At 71.8% G+C, this 17,042-nt stretch carries 17 protein-coding genes; 8 read left to right on the forward strand and 9 right to left on the reverse strand.

What is annotated here, in order from left to right; all coding sequences use genetic code 11:
• The 4 genes from COGEMETH_RS01610 to COGEMETH_RS01625 form a co-directional block, all read right to left on the reverse strand.
• On the reverse strand, window positions 1-141 hold a 141-nt coding region (locus tag COGEMETH_RS01610), incomplete at its 3' end, for an HAD hydrolase-like protein (RefSeq protein ID WP_238180900.1).
• A complete protein-coding gene (rpe, locus tag COGEMETH_RS01615; RefSeq protein ID WP_238180876.1) occupies window positions 135-827 on the reverse strand; it encodes a ribulose-phosphate 3-epimerase in 693 nt (230 codons plus the stop codon). The genes rpe and COGEMETH_RS01610, both read right to left, overlap by 7 nt.
• A 107-nt stretch (window positions 828-934) precedes the next feature.
• Window positions 935-1,795, reverse strand: coding sequence for a phosphoribulokinase (locus COGEMETH_RS01620; RefSeq protein ID WP_238180877.1), 861 nt, complete (start codon window positions 1,793-1,795; stop codon window positions 935-937).
• 26 nt (window positions 1,796-1,821) lie between these two features.
• A complete protein-coding gene (locus COGEMETH_RS01625; RefSeq protein ID WP_238180878.1) occupies window positions 1,822-2,880 on the reverse strand; it encodes a class 1 fructose-bisphosphatase in 1,059 nt (352 codons plus the stop codon).
• Window positions 2,881-3,064: 184 nt separating this feature from the next.
• Here COGEMETH_RS01625 and COGEMETH_RS01630 point away from each other — a divergent pair, with 184 nt between their 5' ends.
• From COGEMETH_RS01630 to COGEMETH_RS01650, 5 genes are all read left to right on the forward strand, one after another.
• Window positions 3,065-4,024 carry a LysR family transcriptional regulator gene (locus tag COGEMETH_RS01630; RefSeq protein WP_238180879.1) on the forward strand — a complete coding sequence of 320 codons (960 nt, stop codon included), beginning with the start codon at window positions 3,065-3,067 and terminating at the stop codon, window positions 4,022-4,024.
• Window positions 4,021-5,274 (forward strand): NAD(P)/FAD-dependent oxidoreductase, encoded by a 1,254-nt coding sequence (locus COGEMETH_RS01635; protein ID WP_238180880.1) that lies wholly within the window; start codon window positions 4,021-4,023, stop codon window positions 5,272-5,274. The genes COGEMETH_RS01630 and COGEMETH_RS01635 overlap by 4 nt, the downstream gene beginning before the upstream one ends.
• Before the next feature lie 206 nt (window positions 5,275-5,480).
• On the forward strand, window positions 5,481-6,554 hold the full coding sequence (locus tag COGEMETH_RS01640; RefSeq protein ID WP_238180881.1) for a glycosyltransferase family 4 protein: 1,074 nt from the start codon (window positions 5,481-5,483) through the stop codon (window positions 6,552-6,554).
• A gap of 1 nt (window position 6,555) precedes the next feature.
• Window positions 6,556-7,638 (forward strand): glycosyltransferase family 2 protein, encoded by a 1,083-nt coding sequence (locus COGEMETH_RS01645; RefSeq protein ID WP_238180882.1) that lies wholly within the window; start codon window positions 6,556-6,558, stop codon window positions 7,636-7,638.
• Window positions 7,639-7,643: 5 nt separating this feature from the next.
• Window positions 7,644-8,699 (forward strand): glycosyltransferase, encoded by a 1,056-nt coding sequence (locus COGEMETH_RS01650; protein WP_238180883.1) that lies wholly within the window; start codon window positions 7,644-7,646, stop codon window positions 8,697-8,699.
• 40 nt (window positions 8,700-8,739) lie between these two features.
• Here COGEMETH_RS01650 and COGEMETH_RS01655 read toward each other — a convergent pair whose 3' ends face one another.
• A complete protein-coding gene (locus tag COGEMETH_RS01655; protein ID WP_238180884.1) occupies window positions 8,740-8,922 on the reverse strand; it encodes a hypothetical protein in 183 nt (60 codons plus the stop codon).
• 235 nt (window positions 8,923-9,157) lie between these two features.
• Between COGEMETH_RS01655 and COGEMETH_RS01660 the strand changes: the two genes are divergently transcribed.
• Together COGEMETH_RS01660 and COGEMETH_RS01665 are read left to right on the forward strand one after the other, a co-directional pair.
• Window positions 9,158-10,348, forward strand: a complete 1,191-nt coding sequence (locus COGEMETH_RS01660; protein ID WP_373875298.1) for an efflux RND transporter periplasmic adaptor subunit — start codon at window positions 9,158-9,160, stop codon at window positions 10,346-10,348.
• 16 nt (window positions 10,349-10,364) lie between these two features.
• Entirely contained in the window at window positions 10,365-13,505 is a 3,141-nt protein-coding gene (locus COGEMETH_RS01665; RefSeq protein WP_238180885.1) for an efflux RND transporter permease subunit, read from the forward strand.
• A 6-nt stretch (window positions 13,506-13,511) separates the two neighbouring features.
• Here the strand turns inward: COGEMETH_RS01665 and COGEMETH_RS01670 are convergent, their stop codons facing one another.
• The 3 genes from COGEMETH_RS01670 to COGEMETH_RS01680 form a co-directional block, all read right to left on the reverse strand.
• Window positions 13,512-13,826 carry a type II toxin-antitoxin system RelE/ParE family toxin gene (locus COGEMETH_RS01670; RefSeq protein ID WP_238180886.1) on the reverse strand — a complete coding sequence of 105 codons (315 nt, stop codon included), beginning with the start codon at window positions 13,824-13,826 and terminating at the stop codon, window positions 13,512-13,514.
• Entirely contained in the window at window positions 13,816-14,106 is a 291-nt protein-coding gene (locus COGEMETH_RS01675) for a ribbon-helix-helix domain-containing protein (protein WP_238180887.1), read from the reverse strand. Before COGEMETH_RS01675 ends, COGEMETH_RS01670 begins: the two co-directional genes overlap by 11 nt.
• A gap of 89 nt (window positions 14,107-14,195) precedes the next feature.
• A complete protein-coding gene (locus COGEMETH_RS01680; RefSeq protein ID WP_238180888.1) occupies window positions 14,196-15,629 on the reverse strand; it encodes an FAD-linked oxidase C-terminal domain-containing protein in 1,434 nt (477 codons plus the stop codon).
• A gap of 286 nt (window positions 15,630-15,915) precedes the next feature.
• On the opposite strand from COGEMETH_RS01680, the gene COGEMETH_RS01685 reads away from it, so the two are divergent.
• Entirely contained in the window at window positions 15,916-16,278 is a 363-nt protein-coding gene (locus tag COGEMETH_RS01685; protein WP_238180889.1) for a c-type cytochrome, read from the forward strand.
• Between the two features lie 91 nt (window positions 16,279-16,369).
• On the opposite strand, the gene COGEMETH_RS01690 is transcribed toward COGEMETH_RS01685, so the two are convergent.
• Window positions 16,370-16,888 (reverse strand): MarR family winged helix-turn-helix transcriptional regulator, encoded by a 519-nt coding sequence (locus COGEMETH_RS01690; RefSeq protein ID WP_238180890.1) that lies wholly within the window; start codon window positions 16,886-16,888, stop codon window positions 16,370-16,372.
• Window positions 16,889-17,042: the final 154 nt, after the last annotated feature.

A 17,042-nucleotide genomic window follows, 5' to 3' on the forward strand; every position in this document is an offset into this window, starting at 1 on the left:
CGCCAGCAGGTCGGCGTAGAGGGCGGGATCCCAGTCCCAGGGCAGGCCGAGGGCGCGGAAGGCGCGGTTGAAGGCCTGCCGGTGCAGGTCCTCGGTCTCGGCCAGCGTCCCGTCGACGTCGAAGATCAGCGCCTTCAGCATGGGATGGTCTTGGCGGACCCGGCCGCGGTGCCGGCCGCCGCCCGGATCGCCGCGATCCGTTCGGCGTAATGCGCCGGGCCGCCCTTGAACACGGCGTTGCCGGCCACGAACGTGTCGGCCCCGGCACGGACTGCCGCGACCACGGTCTCCGCGTCGATGCCGCCGTCGACCTCGATGCGGATATCGCGGCCGGCACACATCGCCTTCACCCGCGCCACGGTCTCCAGGGCGCCGGCCAGGAAACTCTGGCCGCCGAAGCCGGGGTTGACCGTCATCACCAGCACGAGGTCCACCATGTCGAGCAGCGGCTCGACCATGGCGGCCGGCGTGCCGGGGTTGAGGGCCACGCCCGCCCGCTTGCCCAGGGCCCGGATCGTCTGGAGGGAGCGGTGGACGTGCGGGCCGGCCTCCACGTGCACGGTGATGCCGTCCGCCCCGGCCTCGGCGAAGGCGGCCAGATACGGGTCGGCGGGCGCGATCATCAGGTGCACGTCGAAGTACTTGTCGGTGTGCGGGCGCAGGGCCTTCACCACCGGCGGGCCGAAGGTGATGTTGGGCACGAAATGCCCGTCCATCACGTCGAGGTGAATCCAGTCGGCGCCGGCCTCGGCCACCGCGCGGGTCTCCTCGCCCAGCCGGGCGAAGTCGGCCGAGAGGATCGAGGGGGCGATGACGGGTGCTGCCATGGGCGTCTTTCGGGACGGGAAAGGTCTCTGCCATCGCGCGGCGGGATCACCATGCGCGCGGGGGCCGGGGACGGGAAGCCGGACTTGCGTACAGGGGGGCCGGTCCGTCAGGCCAGCCGGCGGCGGCGCTCGACGAGCTGCATGATGATCGGGGTGAGGATGAGCTGCATCGCCAGGTCGAGCTTCGAGCCGGGGATGACGATGGAGTTGGCCCGGCTCATGAAGCTGTCGTGGATCATGGAGACGAGGTAGGAGAAGTCGATGCCCTTCGGGTCCTTGAAGCGGATCACCACCATCGATTCGTCGGCCGTGGGAATCCAGCGGGCGATGAAGGGGTTGGAGGTGTCGACCGTCGGCACCCGCTGGAAGTTGATGTCGGTCCAGGAGAATTGCGGGCAGATCGTCTGCACGTAGTCGGGCATCCGGCGCAGGATCACGTCGGTGACGGCCTCGATCGAGTAGCCCCGCGTCGAGCGGTCCCGGTGGAGCTTCTGAATCCACTCCAGGTTGATCACCGGCACGACGCCGATCTTGAGGTCGGGATAGCGGGCGAGGTCCACGCTCTGGTCGACGACGCAGCCGTGCAGGCCCTCGTAGAACAGCAGGTCCGAGCCCGGCTCGAACGCCGTCCAGGCCGAGAACGCGCCCACCGGCGCCCCGTGCAGGGCGGAATCGGCCTCGTCGTGCACGTAGTGCCGGGTGCGGCCGGTCCCGGATTCGCTGTAGCTGCGGAACACCTCCTCCAGCTCCGGCAGCAGGTTGGCGCGGGGGGCGAAGTGGCTGAGGGTGGGCTCCTCGATCATCATCGCGCGCATGGTGTCGCGGTCGAAGGCGTGGAAGCCGTCGCCCTGGATGTAGTCCGCGCGCACGTCCTCCCGGCGGAAGATCTGCTCGAAGGTGTCGCGCACCGAGGTGGTGCCGGCCCCCGACGAGCCGGTCACCGAGATGATGGGATGGCGTGCCGACATGCCCGGCTACCCGGTGACCGCCGCCCTCACGAGCGGATCAGCCCGCGCTGGCCGAAGAGGGGGGAGCGGCCGGCGCTGTGGTTGCGCCCGTCGACGTACTTGGCGACGCAGGCCACCTCCTCCTGCGAGCCGAAGACCAGGGGCACGCGCTCGTGGATGCCGGTGGCCGCAATCTCCAGGATGCGGCGCCCGCCGTCCGTGGCCCCGGCACCGGCCTGCTCCATCAGCATGGCGATGGGGGCGGCCTCGTAGAGCAGGCGCAGCCGCCCCTGGGCATAGCCCTTGCGGCCGTCGCCCGGATACAGGAACACCCCGCCGCGCATCAGCACGCGCTGCGCGTCGGCCACCAGGGAGCCGAGCCAGCGCATGTTGAAGTCCTTGTCGCGGGGGCCGTCCGCCCCGCGCAGGCAATCCTCGATGAAGGCCTTGATCGGCCCGTCCCAATGCCGGGCGTTCGAGGCGTTGATGGCGTATTCCTTGGCGGAGACCGGCACGTCGAGCTCGGCATGGGTCAGGCGGAAGGCGCGCTCGGCGCGGTCCAGCACGTAGACCTGGGTGCCGTGGCCCAGGGTCAGCACCAGGGCGGTGGCCGGGCCGTAGGTGACGAAGCCGGCGGCGAGCTGCGCGGTGCCGGGCGTGGTGAAGCTCGCGATCGGGTTGGCCGGGTCCTGCACCGCGGGGCGGATGCCGAAGATGGTGCCGACCGCCATGTTGACGCCGATGTTGGACGAGCCGTCCAGCGGGTCGATCGCCACCGCCAGCGGCGCGCCGGGGTTGAGGTGCATCACCCCCTCCGCCTCCTCGGAGGCGACCTCGGCCACGGGCGCGCCCCGGAGCGCTTCCGTGACGCGCTGGTGGGCGATGACGTCCAGCGCCTTCTGCACGTCGCCGTCGCTATTGTGCGCGCCGGCCGCCGCCAGGTCGCCGCCCAGGGCCCCGCGCCCGATCACCTCGCTGATGTCGATGGCCGCAGCCGCGATCGCCGCGATCACGGCGGCGGTGTCGGCCAGCCCCGCATCGGCCGCCACGGCCTGCGCGAGGCAGGCGTCGAGCCCCGTCCCGACCGCCGGAGATCCTGTCGCCATCGGCTTGCCCTTCCCTGGAATTTCGAGACCCGCGCTGGAGCGCGCGGCATACACCGGGCGACCGACCGCGGCTATACCGCCCTGTTATCGTGCCGTGCCTGTGGACTGGCGGGAACCGGGGATGGCGCACCTCAGGAATTCTAAAATAACTTGCGGCAACATACAAAAAAACTAGAACCGAACCATGCGTAACCTCTCCCTCAAGCAGCTTCAGGCAGTCGCGGCGGTGGCCCGGCTCGGCACGATGACGCGGGCGGCGCAGGAACTCAACGTCACCTCGGCCGCCCTCTACGCCCGCATCCGCCAGTTGGAGGAGGAGGCGGGCCTGCTCCTGTTCGACCGCACCCCGACCGGCCTCAGGCCGACGGATGCGGGCCGCGAGATGCTGTGGGCGATCGACAGCATCAACACCACGCTGGAGACCTGCGCCGACCGGCTCCGGACCCTGAAGGGCGGGGCGGGCGGGCGCGTCACCATCGGCGTGGTCTCCACCGCCAAGTACTTCGCCCCGCAGGTGATCGCGGGCTTCATCCAGCGCTATCCCGGCGTCGAGATCAACCTCTCGGTGCGCAACCGCGGCAACACGGTGGAGGCCCTGCGCAACTACGAGATCGACTTCGCGATCATGGGCCGGCCGCCGCGCGACTTCGCCATCGAAGCCGAGATCTTCGGGCCGCACCCCCTCGTCCTCATCGCCGCCCCGAGCCATCCGCTGGCGCGCCGGGCCGGCCTGACGCGGGCCGACATCGCCGAGCAGTCCTTCCTGGTGCGCGAGGACGGGTCGGGCACCCGTACGGTGTTCGAGGAGTTCATGAGCGGCATCATCATCAAGCGGGCCAAGCTCGGGATCGATTCCGGCTCGAACGAGACGATCAAGCAGGCGGTGATGGCGGGCTTGGGGATCGCTCTGCTCTCCGCCCACACCGTGGCGGCCGAGGTCGAGAGCGGGCGCCTGGTGCAGCTCGACGTGCAGGGCCTGCCGATCCGGCGCGACTGGTACGCCGTGCGCCGGGCCGACAAGGTGCTCGGGCCGGCAGCCGGCGCCTTCTGGGAGTACCTGATGCGCGACGGCGCGCGTTGGCTGCCCGGCATCTCCATCCTCCAGGCAGCACCCCGCAGGAAGACCGCCGAGGCCGCCCGGTGACGGCAGGGCTCGTCACGGCAGGGCTCGTCGTCGTCGGCGCGGGCCAGGCCGGGTTCCAGGTCGCGGCCTCCTTACGCGAGGCGGGGTTTGCCGAGCCGATCACCCTGGTCGGCGACGAGCCGGACCTGCCCTACCAGCGCCCGCCCCTCTCCAAGGGTTACCTCGCCGGCAGGACCGACCGGCAGGGGCTGCACCTGCGCGCGGCCGGCTATTTCGCCGAGCACGGGATCGTCCACCGGGCCGAAACGCGCGCGGCGGGGATCGACCGCGACGGGACGCGGCTCCTGCTCGCGGACGGCGGCGTCCTGCCCTACGGCCACCTCGTCCTCGCCACCGGCGCGCGCAACCGGCCCCTGCCGGTGCCGGGCGCGGAGCTGGAGGGCGTGCGCCAACTCCGGGGCCTGTCCGACGCCGACGCCCTCAAGGGGGCGATCGAGGCGGCAAACCGCATCGTCGTGGTGGGGGCGGGCTTCATCGGGCTCGAATTCGCGGCGGTCGCCGCCGCCCGCGGCCTGTCCGTCACCGTGGTCGAGGCGGCCGGACGGCCGATGGCGCGGGCCGTCTCCGGGCAGACGAGCGAATTCTTCCGCCGTGCGCACGAGGCGCTCGGCGTCCGCTTCCTGTTCGAGGCCGGGGTGTCGGCGATCGAGGGCGCGGGCGGGCGGGTCTCGGGCGTACGGCTCTCGAACGGCGAGACCCTGCCGGCCGACCTCGTCCTCGTCGGCATCGGCGTGCTGCCGAACCAGGAACTGGCGGCGCAGGCGGGGCTCGCCGTCGCCGACGGCATCCGCGTGGATGCCTGGCTCGCCACCGCGGACCCGGCCGTCTCGGCCATCGGCGACTGCGCCCGGTTTCCCAGCCCCTTCGCGACAGGCGTGACCCCGGACGGCACCGTGCGGATCGAATCGGTGCAGAACGCCATCGACCAGGGCCGGTGCCTGGCCGCGCGCCTCGCCGGCCGGCCGGCCCCCTACGCGGCCCTGCCCTGGTTCTGGAGCGACCAGGGCCGGCACAAGCTCCAGATCGCGGGACTCGGTGCCCCTGCCGACGCGAGCGTGCCGCGCGGGACGGGGGACGCGTTCTCGGTGTTCCGCTTCCGCGACGGCCGGTTGAGCGCCGTCGAGTCGGTCGACCGGGCGGGCGACCACATGATCGCCCGGCGCCTGCTCGCGGCCGGCACGCCGCTGACCCCCGAGCAGGCGGCCGATCCGGGCTTCGACCTCAAGGCGCTGGCGATGGGGCGCCCCTGACGGGCGACCCTGCCCGCGATCATCGCCGGTTCATATCCTTTCCCGTACACCGGAGGGTATGTGGTCGACGGGCCAGCATCCCGAAGGCCCGCCGCTCCCGAGGCTCCCGCGCTTGCGGTGCGAATCGGGGGCGTGATAACCGCCGCGCTCCCTGTCCGGGCGCGGCGTTCCGCCCCTGTTCCCGCACCACCAGACCCGGCCTTCGCGTGAAGATCGCTCTCCTCGCACATCTGAAGTACCCGATCGGCCAGCCCTATGCCGGCGGCCTGGAGATGCACACCCATCTCCTCGCCCAGGTGCTGAAACGGCGCGGCCACGACGTCACGCTGTTCGCCAGCCACGGCTCCGACCCGGCCCTGAACCCGGTCCTGGTCTGCGCGCCGACGGGCGACGCCCTCCAGGACCCCGAGCGCGAGGCCGAGATCGACCGGGCCGAACTCGCGGCCTACCGCACCATGATGGACGCGGTCGCCAGGGGCGGCTTCGACCTGGTGCACAACAACAGCCTGCACGACCTGCCCTTGCGCGAGAGCGCCCGGCTCGACATGCCCTGGGTCACGGTGCTGCACACGCCGCCCTTCGAATCCCTGGCCGGCGGCGTCCGGGCGGCGGCCGCCGACATGACCTTCCTGGCCGTCTCCGCCACCCTGGCGCGGGAATGGCAGGACCTGGTGCCGGCCTCCGTCGTCGGCAACGGCATCGACCTCTCGACCTTCGCCTACAATTCCGAGCCGGACGCGCCGGCCTACGCCTTCTGGTCCGGCCGGATCGTGCCGGAGAAGGGCCTGCACCTGGCCATCGACGGCGCGCGGGCCTCCGGCCTGCCCCTGGTCTTCGCCGGGCCGCGCCTCAACCCCGCCTATTGGGAGGCCGAGATCGCGCCGCGCCTGGGGCCGGACCTGACCCATCTCGGCCATCTCTCCCACCGCGACCTCGCCCGCCATCTCGGCCGGGCGCGGGTGGCCATCGTCTCGCCCCGCTGGGAGGAGCCGTTCGGCCTCGTGGTCGCCGAGGCCCTGTCCTGCGGCACGCCGGTGGCCGCCTTCCATCGCGGCGCCATGCCCGACATCCTCGACCGGAGCTGCGGGCGGCTGGCCCGCCCCGACGACGCGGCCGACCTCGCCCGCGCCATCGGCGAGGCCGCCGGCCTCGACCGCCGGGCCTGCCGCGACCGGGCCGAGGCCCTGTTCGACGCCGAGGCGATGACCGCCCGCTACGAGGAGGTCTACGCTGAGGTCCTGGAGGCTGCGGCCCCGCCAATCCTGCGCCGGGCCGGCTGAGATGCCCCCGGCCATCGTCTGCGTCCCCGCCCGCGACGAGGCGGAACGGCTGCCCCGCCTGCTCCGCAGCCTCGACGGGCAGGCGGGCTTCTCGCCCGAAGAACGGCTGCGCGTCGTTGTCGTCGCCAACAATTGCAGCGACGGCACCGCCGACATCGTCCGCGCGCTGGAGGCGTCCGGTGCGATCCCCAACCTCGACCTGCGGCTGATCGAGGTCCAGGTCGCCGGCGCGGCGGCCCATGTCGGCACCGCCCGCCGCATGGCCCTGGAAGCCGGCGCCGACTGGTTCGCTGCGGACGGCATCCGCGACGGAATCCTCCTGACCACCGATGCGGACGTGCGCCCGCCGGCCGGCTGGGTCGCGGCCAACCTTCGGGCCCTTGCCGAGGCGGACGTGGTCGGGGGCCGCCTCGTCATCGATGCCGAGGACGAGGCGGCCGACCCCCTGCTCGCCGACCTGCACCTGCGGATCGAGCGCTACTGGGCCGGCGTGCGCACCCTGGAAGACATCTTCGACCCGCCGCCGCACGACCCGTCCCCGCGCCACGGCGACCACACCGCCGCGAGCCTCTCCGTGTCCGCAACGCTCTACCGGGCGGTCGGCGGCCTGCCGGCGATCCCCTGCGGCGAGGACAACGCCCTGGTGGGCAGGCTCCAGCAGGCCGGCGCCCGCGTGCGCCATTGCCCGGCCGTGTACGTCGACGTCTCGGGCCGGCGCCAGGGCCGGGTCACGGGCGGCATGGCCACCGAGATGAACCGGCGCGCCGAGGCGGTGCGGGCGGGCGCGTCCCCCTACCGGCTTCCGACAGCCGGCCACTGGCAGGCGCTGATCCTGCGCCGGGCGCGCCTGCGCCGGGCCTGGACCCTTACTGAAGCCGCCCGCGACGCGGTGCTGGCCGAACTCGGCCTCGGTCCGGAGGATCGCGCGGCCATCGCGCCGGAGACCTGCCCGAACGACATCGCCTTCGTGGAGCGGGCCAACCTCCGCCTGGAAGCGCGGGACGCGCCCGCGCCCTTCGTGGACCTCGACGCGGCGCTCTCCGACCTCGACGCCATCGCCCGCCTGCACCGGGCGGCGGCGTGAGGGCTATGGGTCGGCCGGTCGGCTACTACGTCCACCACCAGGGAATCGGCCACTGGCACCGGGCCTGCGCCATCGCCGCGGCGATGGACCGGCCCTGCACCCTGATCGGCACGTTTGCGGATGTCGATACGGCCGGCGCGCCGGGACCGGTCATCGACCTGCCCGACGACCGGCTCCCCGATGACCCGATTTCGGGCTTCGACGGGCTGGACGGGGAGGCGGACCGGCCGCAGGGGCTGCACTACGCCCCCTTGCGCCACCCCGGCATCCGCGCCCGCATGGCCCGCATCGCCGCCTGGGCCGCCGAGGCCGATCCGGTGCTGATGGTCGTGGACGTCTCGGTGGAGGTGGCGCTCTTCGCCCGCCTCCTGTCACTTCCGACGATCGTGGTCCGGCTCGCCGGCACGCGCACCGATCCGCCCCATCGCGAAGCGTTTCGCAGCGCGAGCCGCCTGCTGGCACCGTTTCCGGAAGCCCTGGATGGCGATCGCGTGCCGGACTGGGTCCGCGCCAAGACCGCCTACGCGGGGTTCCTCGGTCAGGGGCCGGCCTCGGGCCCGTCCTGCGAGGACGACGGGCGCATCGTCGTCGTGTTCGGCCGCGGCGGCGCGGGCGGTTCGCTGCCGGCGCTTGCTGCGGCGGCCCGGGCGGTGCCCGAGCGCCCCTGGCACGTCCTCGGTCCGGTCTCGGGGGAGGGGGCTGTTCCCCCAAACCTCCACCTGCACGGCTGGGTGGACGACGTGGACGCGCATCTCGGCTCTGCCGCCCTGGTGGTCGGCGGCGGCGGGGACGGGCTGGTCGCGGCGGTGGCCGCCCACGCCAAGCGCTTCGTCTGCCTGCCGGAGCCCCGCGCCTACGACGAGCAGCGGGACAAGGCGCTCGCCCTGCAACGGCTCGGCGCGGCCCTGGTCCATGAGGGCTGGCCCGACGCAGCCCTATGGCCCGACCTCGTCCGGACCGGCCTCGCCCTCGATCCCACGGCGATCGGCGCGCTCTCCGACCCGGATGCGGTGAGACGCTGTGCAGCCCTGATCGACACGATCGCGCAGGGCCTGGAATAGACCGCAGGCCGAGCGGACGGCCTGCGGTGAGGCCGTATCGCTAGGAAATCAGGTCCAGCTTGGCCGCCTCGATGCCGTTGGCACGGACCGTGTCCGGCAAGGCGGAGAAGTCCGGGTAGCCCGCCTCGCGCGCCATGGCGTCCAGGGCCGTCCGTTCGTCGGCCGCCGCGCCCGTCCAGAGGACCGCGCCGCTCTTCGTCTGCCTGATCTGGAAGATGCTCATGGGACGCCTCCCGCCCGTGCTATGGTTAATGGCGTTTTAACGTCTTCGCGGCAGCACGGTTGCACGGTTCGCGCGCCCGGGACCGCGCCCTGAGGGAGCGGCCCGTCGCCGCGCAGGAGGCAGTGCCATGAAATCGCCGACGTGCGCTGCAACAGGGGCGGCCCGGCGTTCCCGCGCCGCCAGCGAGGTGTTGTCCGTGCCGAGCCGTTGCCCGCACTCTCTCGGTCTCCCGCGCCTGCGCCGGCTCGCGCTCGCCGGCCTGCTGTCGGCGCTGGCCCTGCCGGCCGCCGCCGTGGAGCCGGCCGCCGTCCCCGATGCGGCCGCGATCGCGCCGGCCGTGACCGTGGTGGGCGCCGAGCGCCGCGAGATCGTCGAGCGCGCCATCGTCACCGGCACCCTGGTGCCCCGCGACGAGATCCTGGTCTCCCCCGAGATCGAGGGCTACCGCATCACCGAACTCCTCGTGGAGGAGGGCGACCGGGTCGCCAAGGGGCAGGTGCTCGCGCGCCTGTCGCTGGAGATGATCGCGACGCAGGAAGCCTCGAACGTGGCGGCCGTCGCCCGCGCCGAGGCCGCCATCGTCCAGGCCCGCAGCCAGATCGTCCAGGCCGAGGCGGCCCAGACCGAGGCGCGCCTGTCCCTGGAGCGGGCCCAGTCCCTGATCAAGACCGGCAACGCCACGGCCGCGGTGCTGGAGCAGCGCATCTCGGCAGCCCAAGGCGCTGACGGCAAGCTCGCCGCCAGCCGCGGCGGCCTGCAATCGGCCGAGGCGGATCTTGCCACCGCCAAGGCCGCGGGCACCGAGATCGCCCTGCGGCGCGCCCGCACCGACATCCGCGCTCCCGAATCCGGCATCGTCAACCGCCGCACCGCCCGCGTCGGCGCCACCGCCACGGCGGTGGGCGAACCCCTCTTCCGCCTGATTGCCCGCGGCGAGATCGAACTGGAGGGCGAGGTGCCCGAGACCTGGCTGCCGCGCCTGAAGCTGGGTGACGCGGCCAGCCTCGACCTGGAGGACGGGCGGCGCCTGGCCGGCAAGGTGCGCCGGGTCTACCCGGAGGTCGACCGCGCGACGCGGCTGGGCAAGGTCCGCGTCACCCTCCACGACGACCCGGCCCTGCGCATCGGCGCCTTCGCCCGCGGCACAGTCGAGGTGGCCCGGCGGGCGGGCGTCGCCGTGCCCGTCTCCAGCCTTCTGTTCACGGCCGACGGGCGCGCCGGCGTCCTCGTGGTCAAGGACGGGCGCGTCGAGGCCCGCGTGGTCAAGCCCGGCCTCTCGGCCGAGGGGTTTTCGGAGGTCCGCAGCGGGCTGTCCGAGGGCGAGAGCGTCGTCGCCCGCGCCGGCAGTTTTTTGCGTGACGGCGACCGGGTACGGCCCGTGGCGCCGGAGGGCCTGAAGCCCCTCGCCGATGCCGCCGTTCGCTGAGCGATAGGGCAAAAAAATGCGCCTGAACGTGTCCGCCTGGGCGATCCGCAAGCCCCTGCCGTCGATCGTGCTGTTCCTGGTGCTGATGCTGCTCGGGCTCGTCAGCTTCCGGTCCCTGCCGATCACGCGCTTTCCCAACATCGACATCCCGATCGTCTCGGTGACGATCACGCAGTCGGGCGCCGCGCCCGCCGAGTTGCAGACCCAGGTGACGAAGTGGGTCGAGGATTCGGTGGCCGGCGTGAAGGGCGTCAAGCACGTCCTCTCGACCATCACCGAGGGCATCTCCACCACCACGATCGAGTTCCGCCTGGAGGTGAACCAGGACCGCGCCGTCAACGACGTGAAGGACGCGATCTCGAAGATCCGCATCAACCTGCCCCGCACCATCGAGGAGCCGATCGTCAGCCGCGTCGAGATCGCGGGCCTGCCGATCATGGTCTACGGCGCCTCCGCGCCCGCGATGACGCCCGAGGACCTGTCCTGGTTCGTGGACGACGTGGTGGCCCGCGGCATCCAGGGGGTGAAGGGCGTCGGTGGCGTCGAACGCCTGGGGGGCGTGGCCCGCGAGGTCCGCGTCACCCTCAAGCCCGACCGGCTGCTGTCGCTCGGCATCACGGCTGCCGACGTGAACCGGCAGCTGCGCCTCACCTCCGCCGACATGGCGGGCGGGCGCGGCGAGGTCGGCGGCCTGGAGCAGTCGATCCGCACGCTGGCCGCATCCGCCAGCCTCGATACGCTGGCCGCCACCTCCATCGTCGTGCCCGGCAACCGCAAGGTCCGGCTGGACGAGCTGGCGACGCTGGCCGACACGGCCGAGGAGCCGCGCACCTTCGCCCGCTTCAACGGCGAGCCGGTGGTGGCCTTCGCGATCTCGCGCTCCTCCGGCGCCAGCGACGCGGACGTGTCCGTGGGGGTGGCCAAGAAGATCGACGAGCTGCACGCGTCCAATCCCGGCGTGCGCTTCGACCTGATCGACACCTCCGTCATCAACACCGTGGGCAACTACCACTCGGCGATGCTGGGGCTGCTCGAAGGCTCGGCGCTCGCCGTGATCGTGGTGCTGCTGTTCCTGCGGGACTGGCGCGCGACGCTGATCGCGGCCATCGCCCTGCCCCTCTCGGTGCTGCCGACCTTCTGGGTGATGAGCACGCTGGGCTTCTCCCTCAACGCCGTCAGCCTGCTGGCCATCACCCTGGTGACCGGCATCCTGGTGGACGACGCCATCGTCGAGATCGAGAACATCGTCCGGCACATGCGCATGGGCAAGACGCCTTATCGCGCAGCCCTTGAGGCGGCCGACGAGATCGGGCTCGCCGTCATCGCGATCACGGCGACCATCATCGCGATCTTCTCGCCCGTGTCGTTCATGGGCGGCATCGCCGGGCAGTACTTCAAGCAGTTCGGGCTCACGATCGCCGCGGCCGTGTTCATGTCGCTCCTGGTGGCGCGGCTGATCACGCCGCTCCTGGCCGCCTACTTCCTGCGCGACCACGGGCCCGACCTCACCCGCGACGGCCCCGTGATGCGCGGCTACACCCGCCTCGTGGCGTGGTCGGTGCGGCACAAGTTCATCACGCTGGTGGCCGGCATCGCCTGCTTCGTCGGCTCCATCATGTCCACGGGCCTGCTGCCGGCGGGCTTCCTGCCGGCGGAGGACGCCGCGCGCACCCTGTTCGTGCTCGAATTGGCCCCTGGTGCCCGGCTCTCGGACACCACCCGCGTCACGGACCGGCTGGTGGAGAAGATCCGGGCGCTGCCCGAGGTGCGCAGCGTCTTCGTGGACGGCGGTCGGCAGCTGCCCGGCAAGAAGGAGGTGCGGCTGGCCAGCCTCACCATCAACCTGACGCCGAAGAACACCCGCCACCGCACCCAGAAGCAGGTCGACGTGGAGGTCGGCTCGATCCTGCGCGAGGAGCCCGACATCCGGTTCTGGGCGCTGCGGGAGGGCGGCCAGCGCGACCTCGCGCTCATCATCGCCGGCCCCGACAAGACGGTGGTGGCGGACGTGGCCGCCCGCCTCCAGCGCGAGGCGGCGGCCGTGCCCCACCTCGTCAACGTGATGTCGACGGCGCCGCTGGACCGCACCGAGATCCGCATCCGCCCCAAGGCCGGGGTGGCGGCCGACCTCGGCGTCTCGACCGACCTGATCGCCGAGACGGTGCGGGTCGGCACCATCGGCGACATCGGCGCCAACCTCGCCAAGTTCAACGCCAAGGACCGGCAGGTGCCGATCCGGGTGCAGCTCCCCGAGCGCCTGCGCGGCGACCTGTCCGAGCTGGAGACCCTGAAGGTCCCGGTGAAGGGCGGCGCGGCGGTGCCGCTCTCGACGGTGGCCGACATCAGCCTCGGCCAGGGCCCGACGGCGATCGACCGCTACGACCGCTCGGTGCGCGTGGCGATCGAGGCCGACATGCAGGGCTCGGACGCGCTGGGTTCCCTGATCCAGGCCGTGCTCGACCTGCCGGCGGCCAAGAACCTGCCGCCCGGCGTCACCATCAGCCAGACGGGCGACGCCGAGGTGATGGGCGAGGTCTTCTCCGGCTTCGCCCTGGCGATGGGCGCCGGCCTCATGATGGTGCTCGGCGTCCTGATCCTGCTCTTCGGCAACTTCCTGCAGCCCCTGACCATCCTGTTCTCGCTGCCGCTCTCCATCGGCGGCGCGATCCTCGGCCTGCTGATCTGCAACATGCCGATCTCGATGCCCGTGGTCATCGGCATCCTGATGCTGATGGGCGTGGTGACGAAGAACGCGATCATGCTCGTGGACTTCGCCGTGGAGGAGATGGCCCGCGGCGTCGACCGGGCGACCGCCATCGTCGATGCCGGCCGCAAGCGGGCGCGGCCCATCGTGATGACCACCATCGCCATGGCCGCCGGCATGGTGCCCTCGGCGATGGCGCTCGGCATCGGCGGCGAGTTCCGCGCGCCGATGGCGGTGGCGGTGATCGGCGGCCTGATCGTCTCGACCATCCTGTCGCTGGTCTTTGTCCCGGCGATCTTCGTCCTGATGGACGACCTCTCGCGGCTGTTCGTGCGCGGCTTCGGCCGCTTCATCGGCGAGCGCGACGACCCGATGGACCAGCCGGGCTACGAGGCCCCGGCGGGTGCGGCCAACGACGGGCGGCATTTCCCGCCGCGGGTGGCGGCGGAGTAGGCGGGCTCAGAAAGGGGTCCGGGCGAGGTCGCGTCGCCCGTCCACGACGGTGACGATCTCGACCGAGGCGATCGGGCCGTCGTCCGTGTCGGGCACCGCCTCGTAGAGGATCAGGTACGGCGCCTCGACCAGGACCCGCACGGCGGGCCGGATGTCCGGCCGGCGGGGGCCCATGCGGGGATGGTCGGCAAGGTGCCCCGTCCGCTCCTCGATACGATCATAGATGCGTTCGGCAGCGGCCGAATTCTCCAGGCCGATCGTCACGTAGATGTCGAGCAGTTCTTGGCGGGCAAGCCTGGACCAGACGATCTCAACCGCCATGTCCGGCGTCGTCCTTCGCAGCCGTCAGCCGTGCACGGGCTTCCCGGCGGAGATCGGCGAAGTCGACGGGACCGTGCGTACCGCTGGCCTTGCCCGCGTCCCAGGCCCGACGCAGCCTGTCCGACTCGTGCGCGCGCAATGCCTGACGGCCGGACCAAAGCTGGACCGCATCCTGAACCGCTTCGCTCGGTGAAGCGTATTCCCCGGCCTCGACGGCGGCACGTATCTGCGCGGCCATCGGCTGGGGAATGACTACGGTCATGCGCTCGATATCCGCCACGCTCGATCTCCCTGTGCCCTAGCTTGGGAGCGCTGTGGGCAAAACACAACGCTCCCGATCGGCCGACCGGAGTGGTGACCGCTCCGCATTCACCCCGTCACCCGCCCGTCCAGCGGAAACACCTTGGCCGGGTTCATCAGCCAGCCGGGGTCGAACACGTTCTTCACCCGCATCTGCTGGTCGAGGTCGACCGGGGCGTACTGGAAGCGCATCAGCTCGCGCTTCTCGATGCCGACGCCGTGCTCGCCGGTGAGGCAGCCGCCGACCTCGACGCAGAGCTTGAGGATCTCGTCGCCGGCAGCCTCCGCCTTCTGCAGCTCCCCCGGCTTGTTGATGTCGAACAGGATCAGCGGGTGCAGGTTGCCGTCGCCCGCGTGGAAGACGTTGGCCACGCGCAGGCCCTGGCCGGCGCAGATCGCGCCGATGCGCTCCAGCACCGGCCCGAGCTGGCCGGTGGGGATGGTGCCGTCCATGCAGATGTAGTCGGAGATGCGGCCCGTCGCCCCGAAGGCGGATTTCCGGCCCTTCCAGATCGCGGCCGACTCGGCTTCCGACTTCGAGACCCGCAGGCTCGTGGGGCGGAAGTCCTTCGCGATGGCCTCGATGCGCGCGAGCATGGCCCCGCACTCGGTGTCCGAGCCCTCGACCTCGATGATCAGCATCGCCTCCGCGTCGCGCGGGTAGCCGGCCTGGGCGAAGTCCTCGGTGATCAGGATCGCCTCGCGGTCCATGTACTCGATCGCCACGGGGATGATGCCGGCCGCGATGATGGCCGCGACGCAGTCGCCCGCATCCTCGACCTTCGAGAAGCCGACCAGCACCGGCCGCGCGCCTTCCGCGGCGCGCAGGATGCGCACGGTGGCCTCGGTGACGATGCCGAGCTGCCCCTCCGAGCCGCAGATCAGCCCGAGCAGGTCGTATCCGCCGGAATCGAGGTGGCCGCCGCCGATCTCGACCACGGTGCCGTCGTTCATCACCAGGGTCACGCCCAGCAGGTTGTTGGTGGTCACGCCGTATTTCAGGCAGTGGGCCCCGCCCGAGTTCATGGCGATGTTGCCCGCGATGGTGCAGGCGAGCTGGCTCGACGGGTCGGGGGCGTAGAAGAAGCCCTCGTGGCCGACCGCGCCCGAGATGGCGAGGTTGGTGATCCCGCTCTGGACGCGGGCCGTGCGGTCGGCGAAGTCGACGTCGACCACCCGGGTCATCTTGCCGACGCCGAGGATGATCGCGTCCTCCTGCGCGATGGCCCCGCCGGCCAGCGACGTGCCGGCGCCCCGCGGCACCACCCGCACGCCGTTGGCGTGGCAATAGGCCATCACGGCCGAGACCTCCGCCGTGGTGGAGGGCAGCACCACGGCCAGCGGCATCTTGCGGTAGGCGGTGAGCCCGTCCGTCTCGAAGGCCCGGCGCTCGTCCTCCGTCGTCACCAGGGCCTCGGGGGCCACCAGGGGCCGCAGGCCCTCGATGATGGCATCGCGCCGGGCGAGGATGTCCGGGTCGGGGTCGGGAAAGCGGATCGACATGGCGTTGGCCCTCCTTCTGCGGCGCGTCCGGCTGAAGGGCCCCTGAGGGCGTGCTTCAGCCTGCGCTCAGCCGCCCTCCGTCAACGATCGAAGGGGTCCGAGCGGCGGTCCGGCTCGGTCCCGGTCTAGCCGAAACGCGCGCCTCCCGCACCCTGCGGCATCGTACCGGATGCCCTGCCGCAGGGATCGAATCCAGAGTGTGTGAGTTTGTACCCTCGACCTGTTCTAAGTCCAAAAGCTCTGCCATAAGCCCAGCGGCTGATGCCGTTACAATGGAGGAAACTTGATGCGTCATCTGATCCTCGGCGCCGCTTTCGCGCTGATCCTGCCCGTCGCCGCCCAGGCGGAAGGCGATGCGGCGGCCGGCGAGAAGGCGTTCGCGCCCTGCAAGGCGTGCCACAACTTCGAGAAGAACGGCGTCGGGCCGACCCTCAAGGGCGTGGTCGGCTCCAAGGCGGGCGAGGGCGCCGACGGCTATGCCTTCTCCGACGCGATGAAGAAGTCCGGGATCACCTGGGACGAGGCGAACCTGAAGGAGTGGCTCACGGACCCCAAGAAGAAGGTCCCGGGCACCAAGATGGTCTTCCCCGGCCTCAAGGACCCCAAGAAGGTCGACGACGTGATCGCCTACCTCAAGACCAAGACCTGATCCGCGCCGTACGGCGTCCTGCCTGACACGTCCCGAGGCCGTCTCCGCACCCGCGGGGGCGGCCTTTTCGTATGGCGCGGTCCCGCCGCTCTCAGGTGCCGGCGCCGTCGTGCAGGCCGGCGCGCAGGTTGACGAGGTGGTCGAGGAGAGCGCGCCGGCCCTCCAGGTCGAAGCCCGTCATGCCGCCGGCCCGGTCCGGGATGCAGGCGAGTTCCTCGCGCAGCGCCTGGCCGCCCTCCGTCAGGAAGATGCTGACCTGGCGCTCGTCCACCCTGTCGCGGGCCCGGCGCACCCGGCCCGAGGCTTCCAGCCGCTTCAGGAGCGGCGTGAGCGTTCCCGAATCGAGGAACAGCCGCGTGCCGATCTCCTTCACCGTCAGCCCGTCCTCCTCCCAGAGGACCAGCAGGACGAGGTATTGCGGATAGGTGAGGTCGTGGTGGCCGAGCAGGCTGCGATAGGCCCGGCCGAAGGCGTGCGCCGCCGCGTAGACGGCAAAGCACAGCTGGTTGTCGAGGCGCTGCGCGTCGGCGGCGTCCCGCTCCGGCCGCCCGTCGTCCGGCAACGCGATCTTCCTCGGCGCCCGCACCTGCGGGATGGGCCGGCCTGACATACGATCGACTCCTGACCGCGGCCCGAGTCGGCCCGCGTGACGGTGAGGTCAAGCAATAGTGTAGCCAAGCGCCCGCCTCCGCACAACGAATTCGCCCCCGGACGATCGCGCGACCGCGCCCGGACCTCGCGGGAGCGGCGTCGGACGATCACCC

This window comes from Methylobacterium trifolii (assembly GCF_022179685.1).
Classification (GTDB): Bacteria; Pseudomonadota; Alphaproteobacteria; order Rhizobiales; family Beijerinckiaceae; genus Methylobacterium; species Methylobacterium trifolii.

Bases quoted from the DNA above. Each gene is read 5' to 3' on its own strand.
- COGEMETH_RS01650 (WP_238180883.1), top strand. From the start codon at position 7,644: ATGGGTCGGCCGGTCGGCTACTACGTCCACCACCAGGGAATCGGCCAC.
- COGEMETH_RS01625 (WP_238180878.1), bottom strand. From the start codon at position 2,880: ATGGCGACAGGATCTCCGGCGGTCGGGACGGGGCTCGACGCCTGCCTC.
- COGEMETH_RS01670 (WP_238180886.1), bottom strand. From the start codon at position 13,826: ATGGCGGTTGAGATCGTCTGGTCCAGGCTTGCCCGCCAAGAACTGCTC.
- COGEMETH_RS01665 (WP_238180885.1), top strand. From the start codon at position 10,365: ATGCGCCTGAACGTGTCCGCCTGGGCGATCCGCAAGCCCCTGCCGTCG.
- COGEMETH_RS01620 (WP_238180877.1), bottom strand. From the start codon at position 1,795: ATGTCGGCACGCCATCCCATCATCTCGGTGACCGGCTCGTCGGGGGCC.
- COGEMETH_RS01645 (WP_238180882.1), top strand. From the start codon at position 6,556: ATGCCCCCGGCCATCGTCTGCGTCCCCGCCCGCGACGAGGCGGAACGG.
- COGEMETH_RS01680 (WP_238180888.1), bottom strand. From the start codon at position 15,629: ATGTCGATCCGCTTTCCCGACCCCGACCCGGACATCCTCGCCCGGCGC.
- COGEMETH_RS01690 (WP_238180890.1), bottom strand. From the start codon at position 16,888: ATGTCAGGCCGGCCCATCCCGCAGGTGCGGGCGCCGAGGAAGATCGCG.
- COGEMETH_RS01685 (WP_238180889.1), top strand. From the start codon at position 15,916: ATGCGTCATCTGATCCTCGGCGCCGCTTTCGCGCTGATCCTGCCCGTC.
- COGEMETH_RS01630 (WP_238180879.1), top strand. From the start codon at position 3,065: ATGCGTAACCTCTCCCTCAAGCAGCTTCAGGCAGTCGCGGCGGTGGCC.
- COGEMETH_RS01655 (WP_238180884.1), bottom strand. From the start codon at position 8,922: ATGAGCATCTTCCAGATCAGGCAGACGAAGAGCGGCGCGGTCCTCTGG.
- rpe (WP_238180876.1), bottom strand. From the start codon at position 827: ATGGCAGCACCCGTCATCGCCCCCTCGATCCTCTCGGCCGACTTCGCC.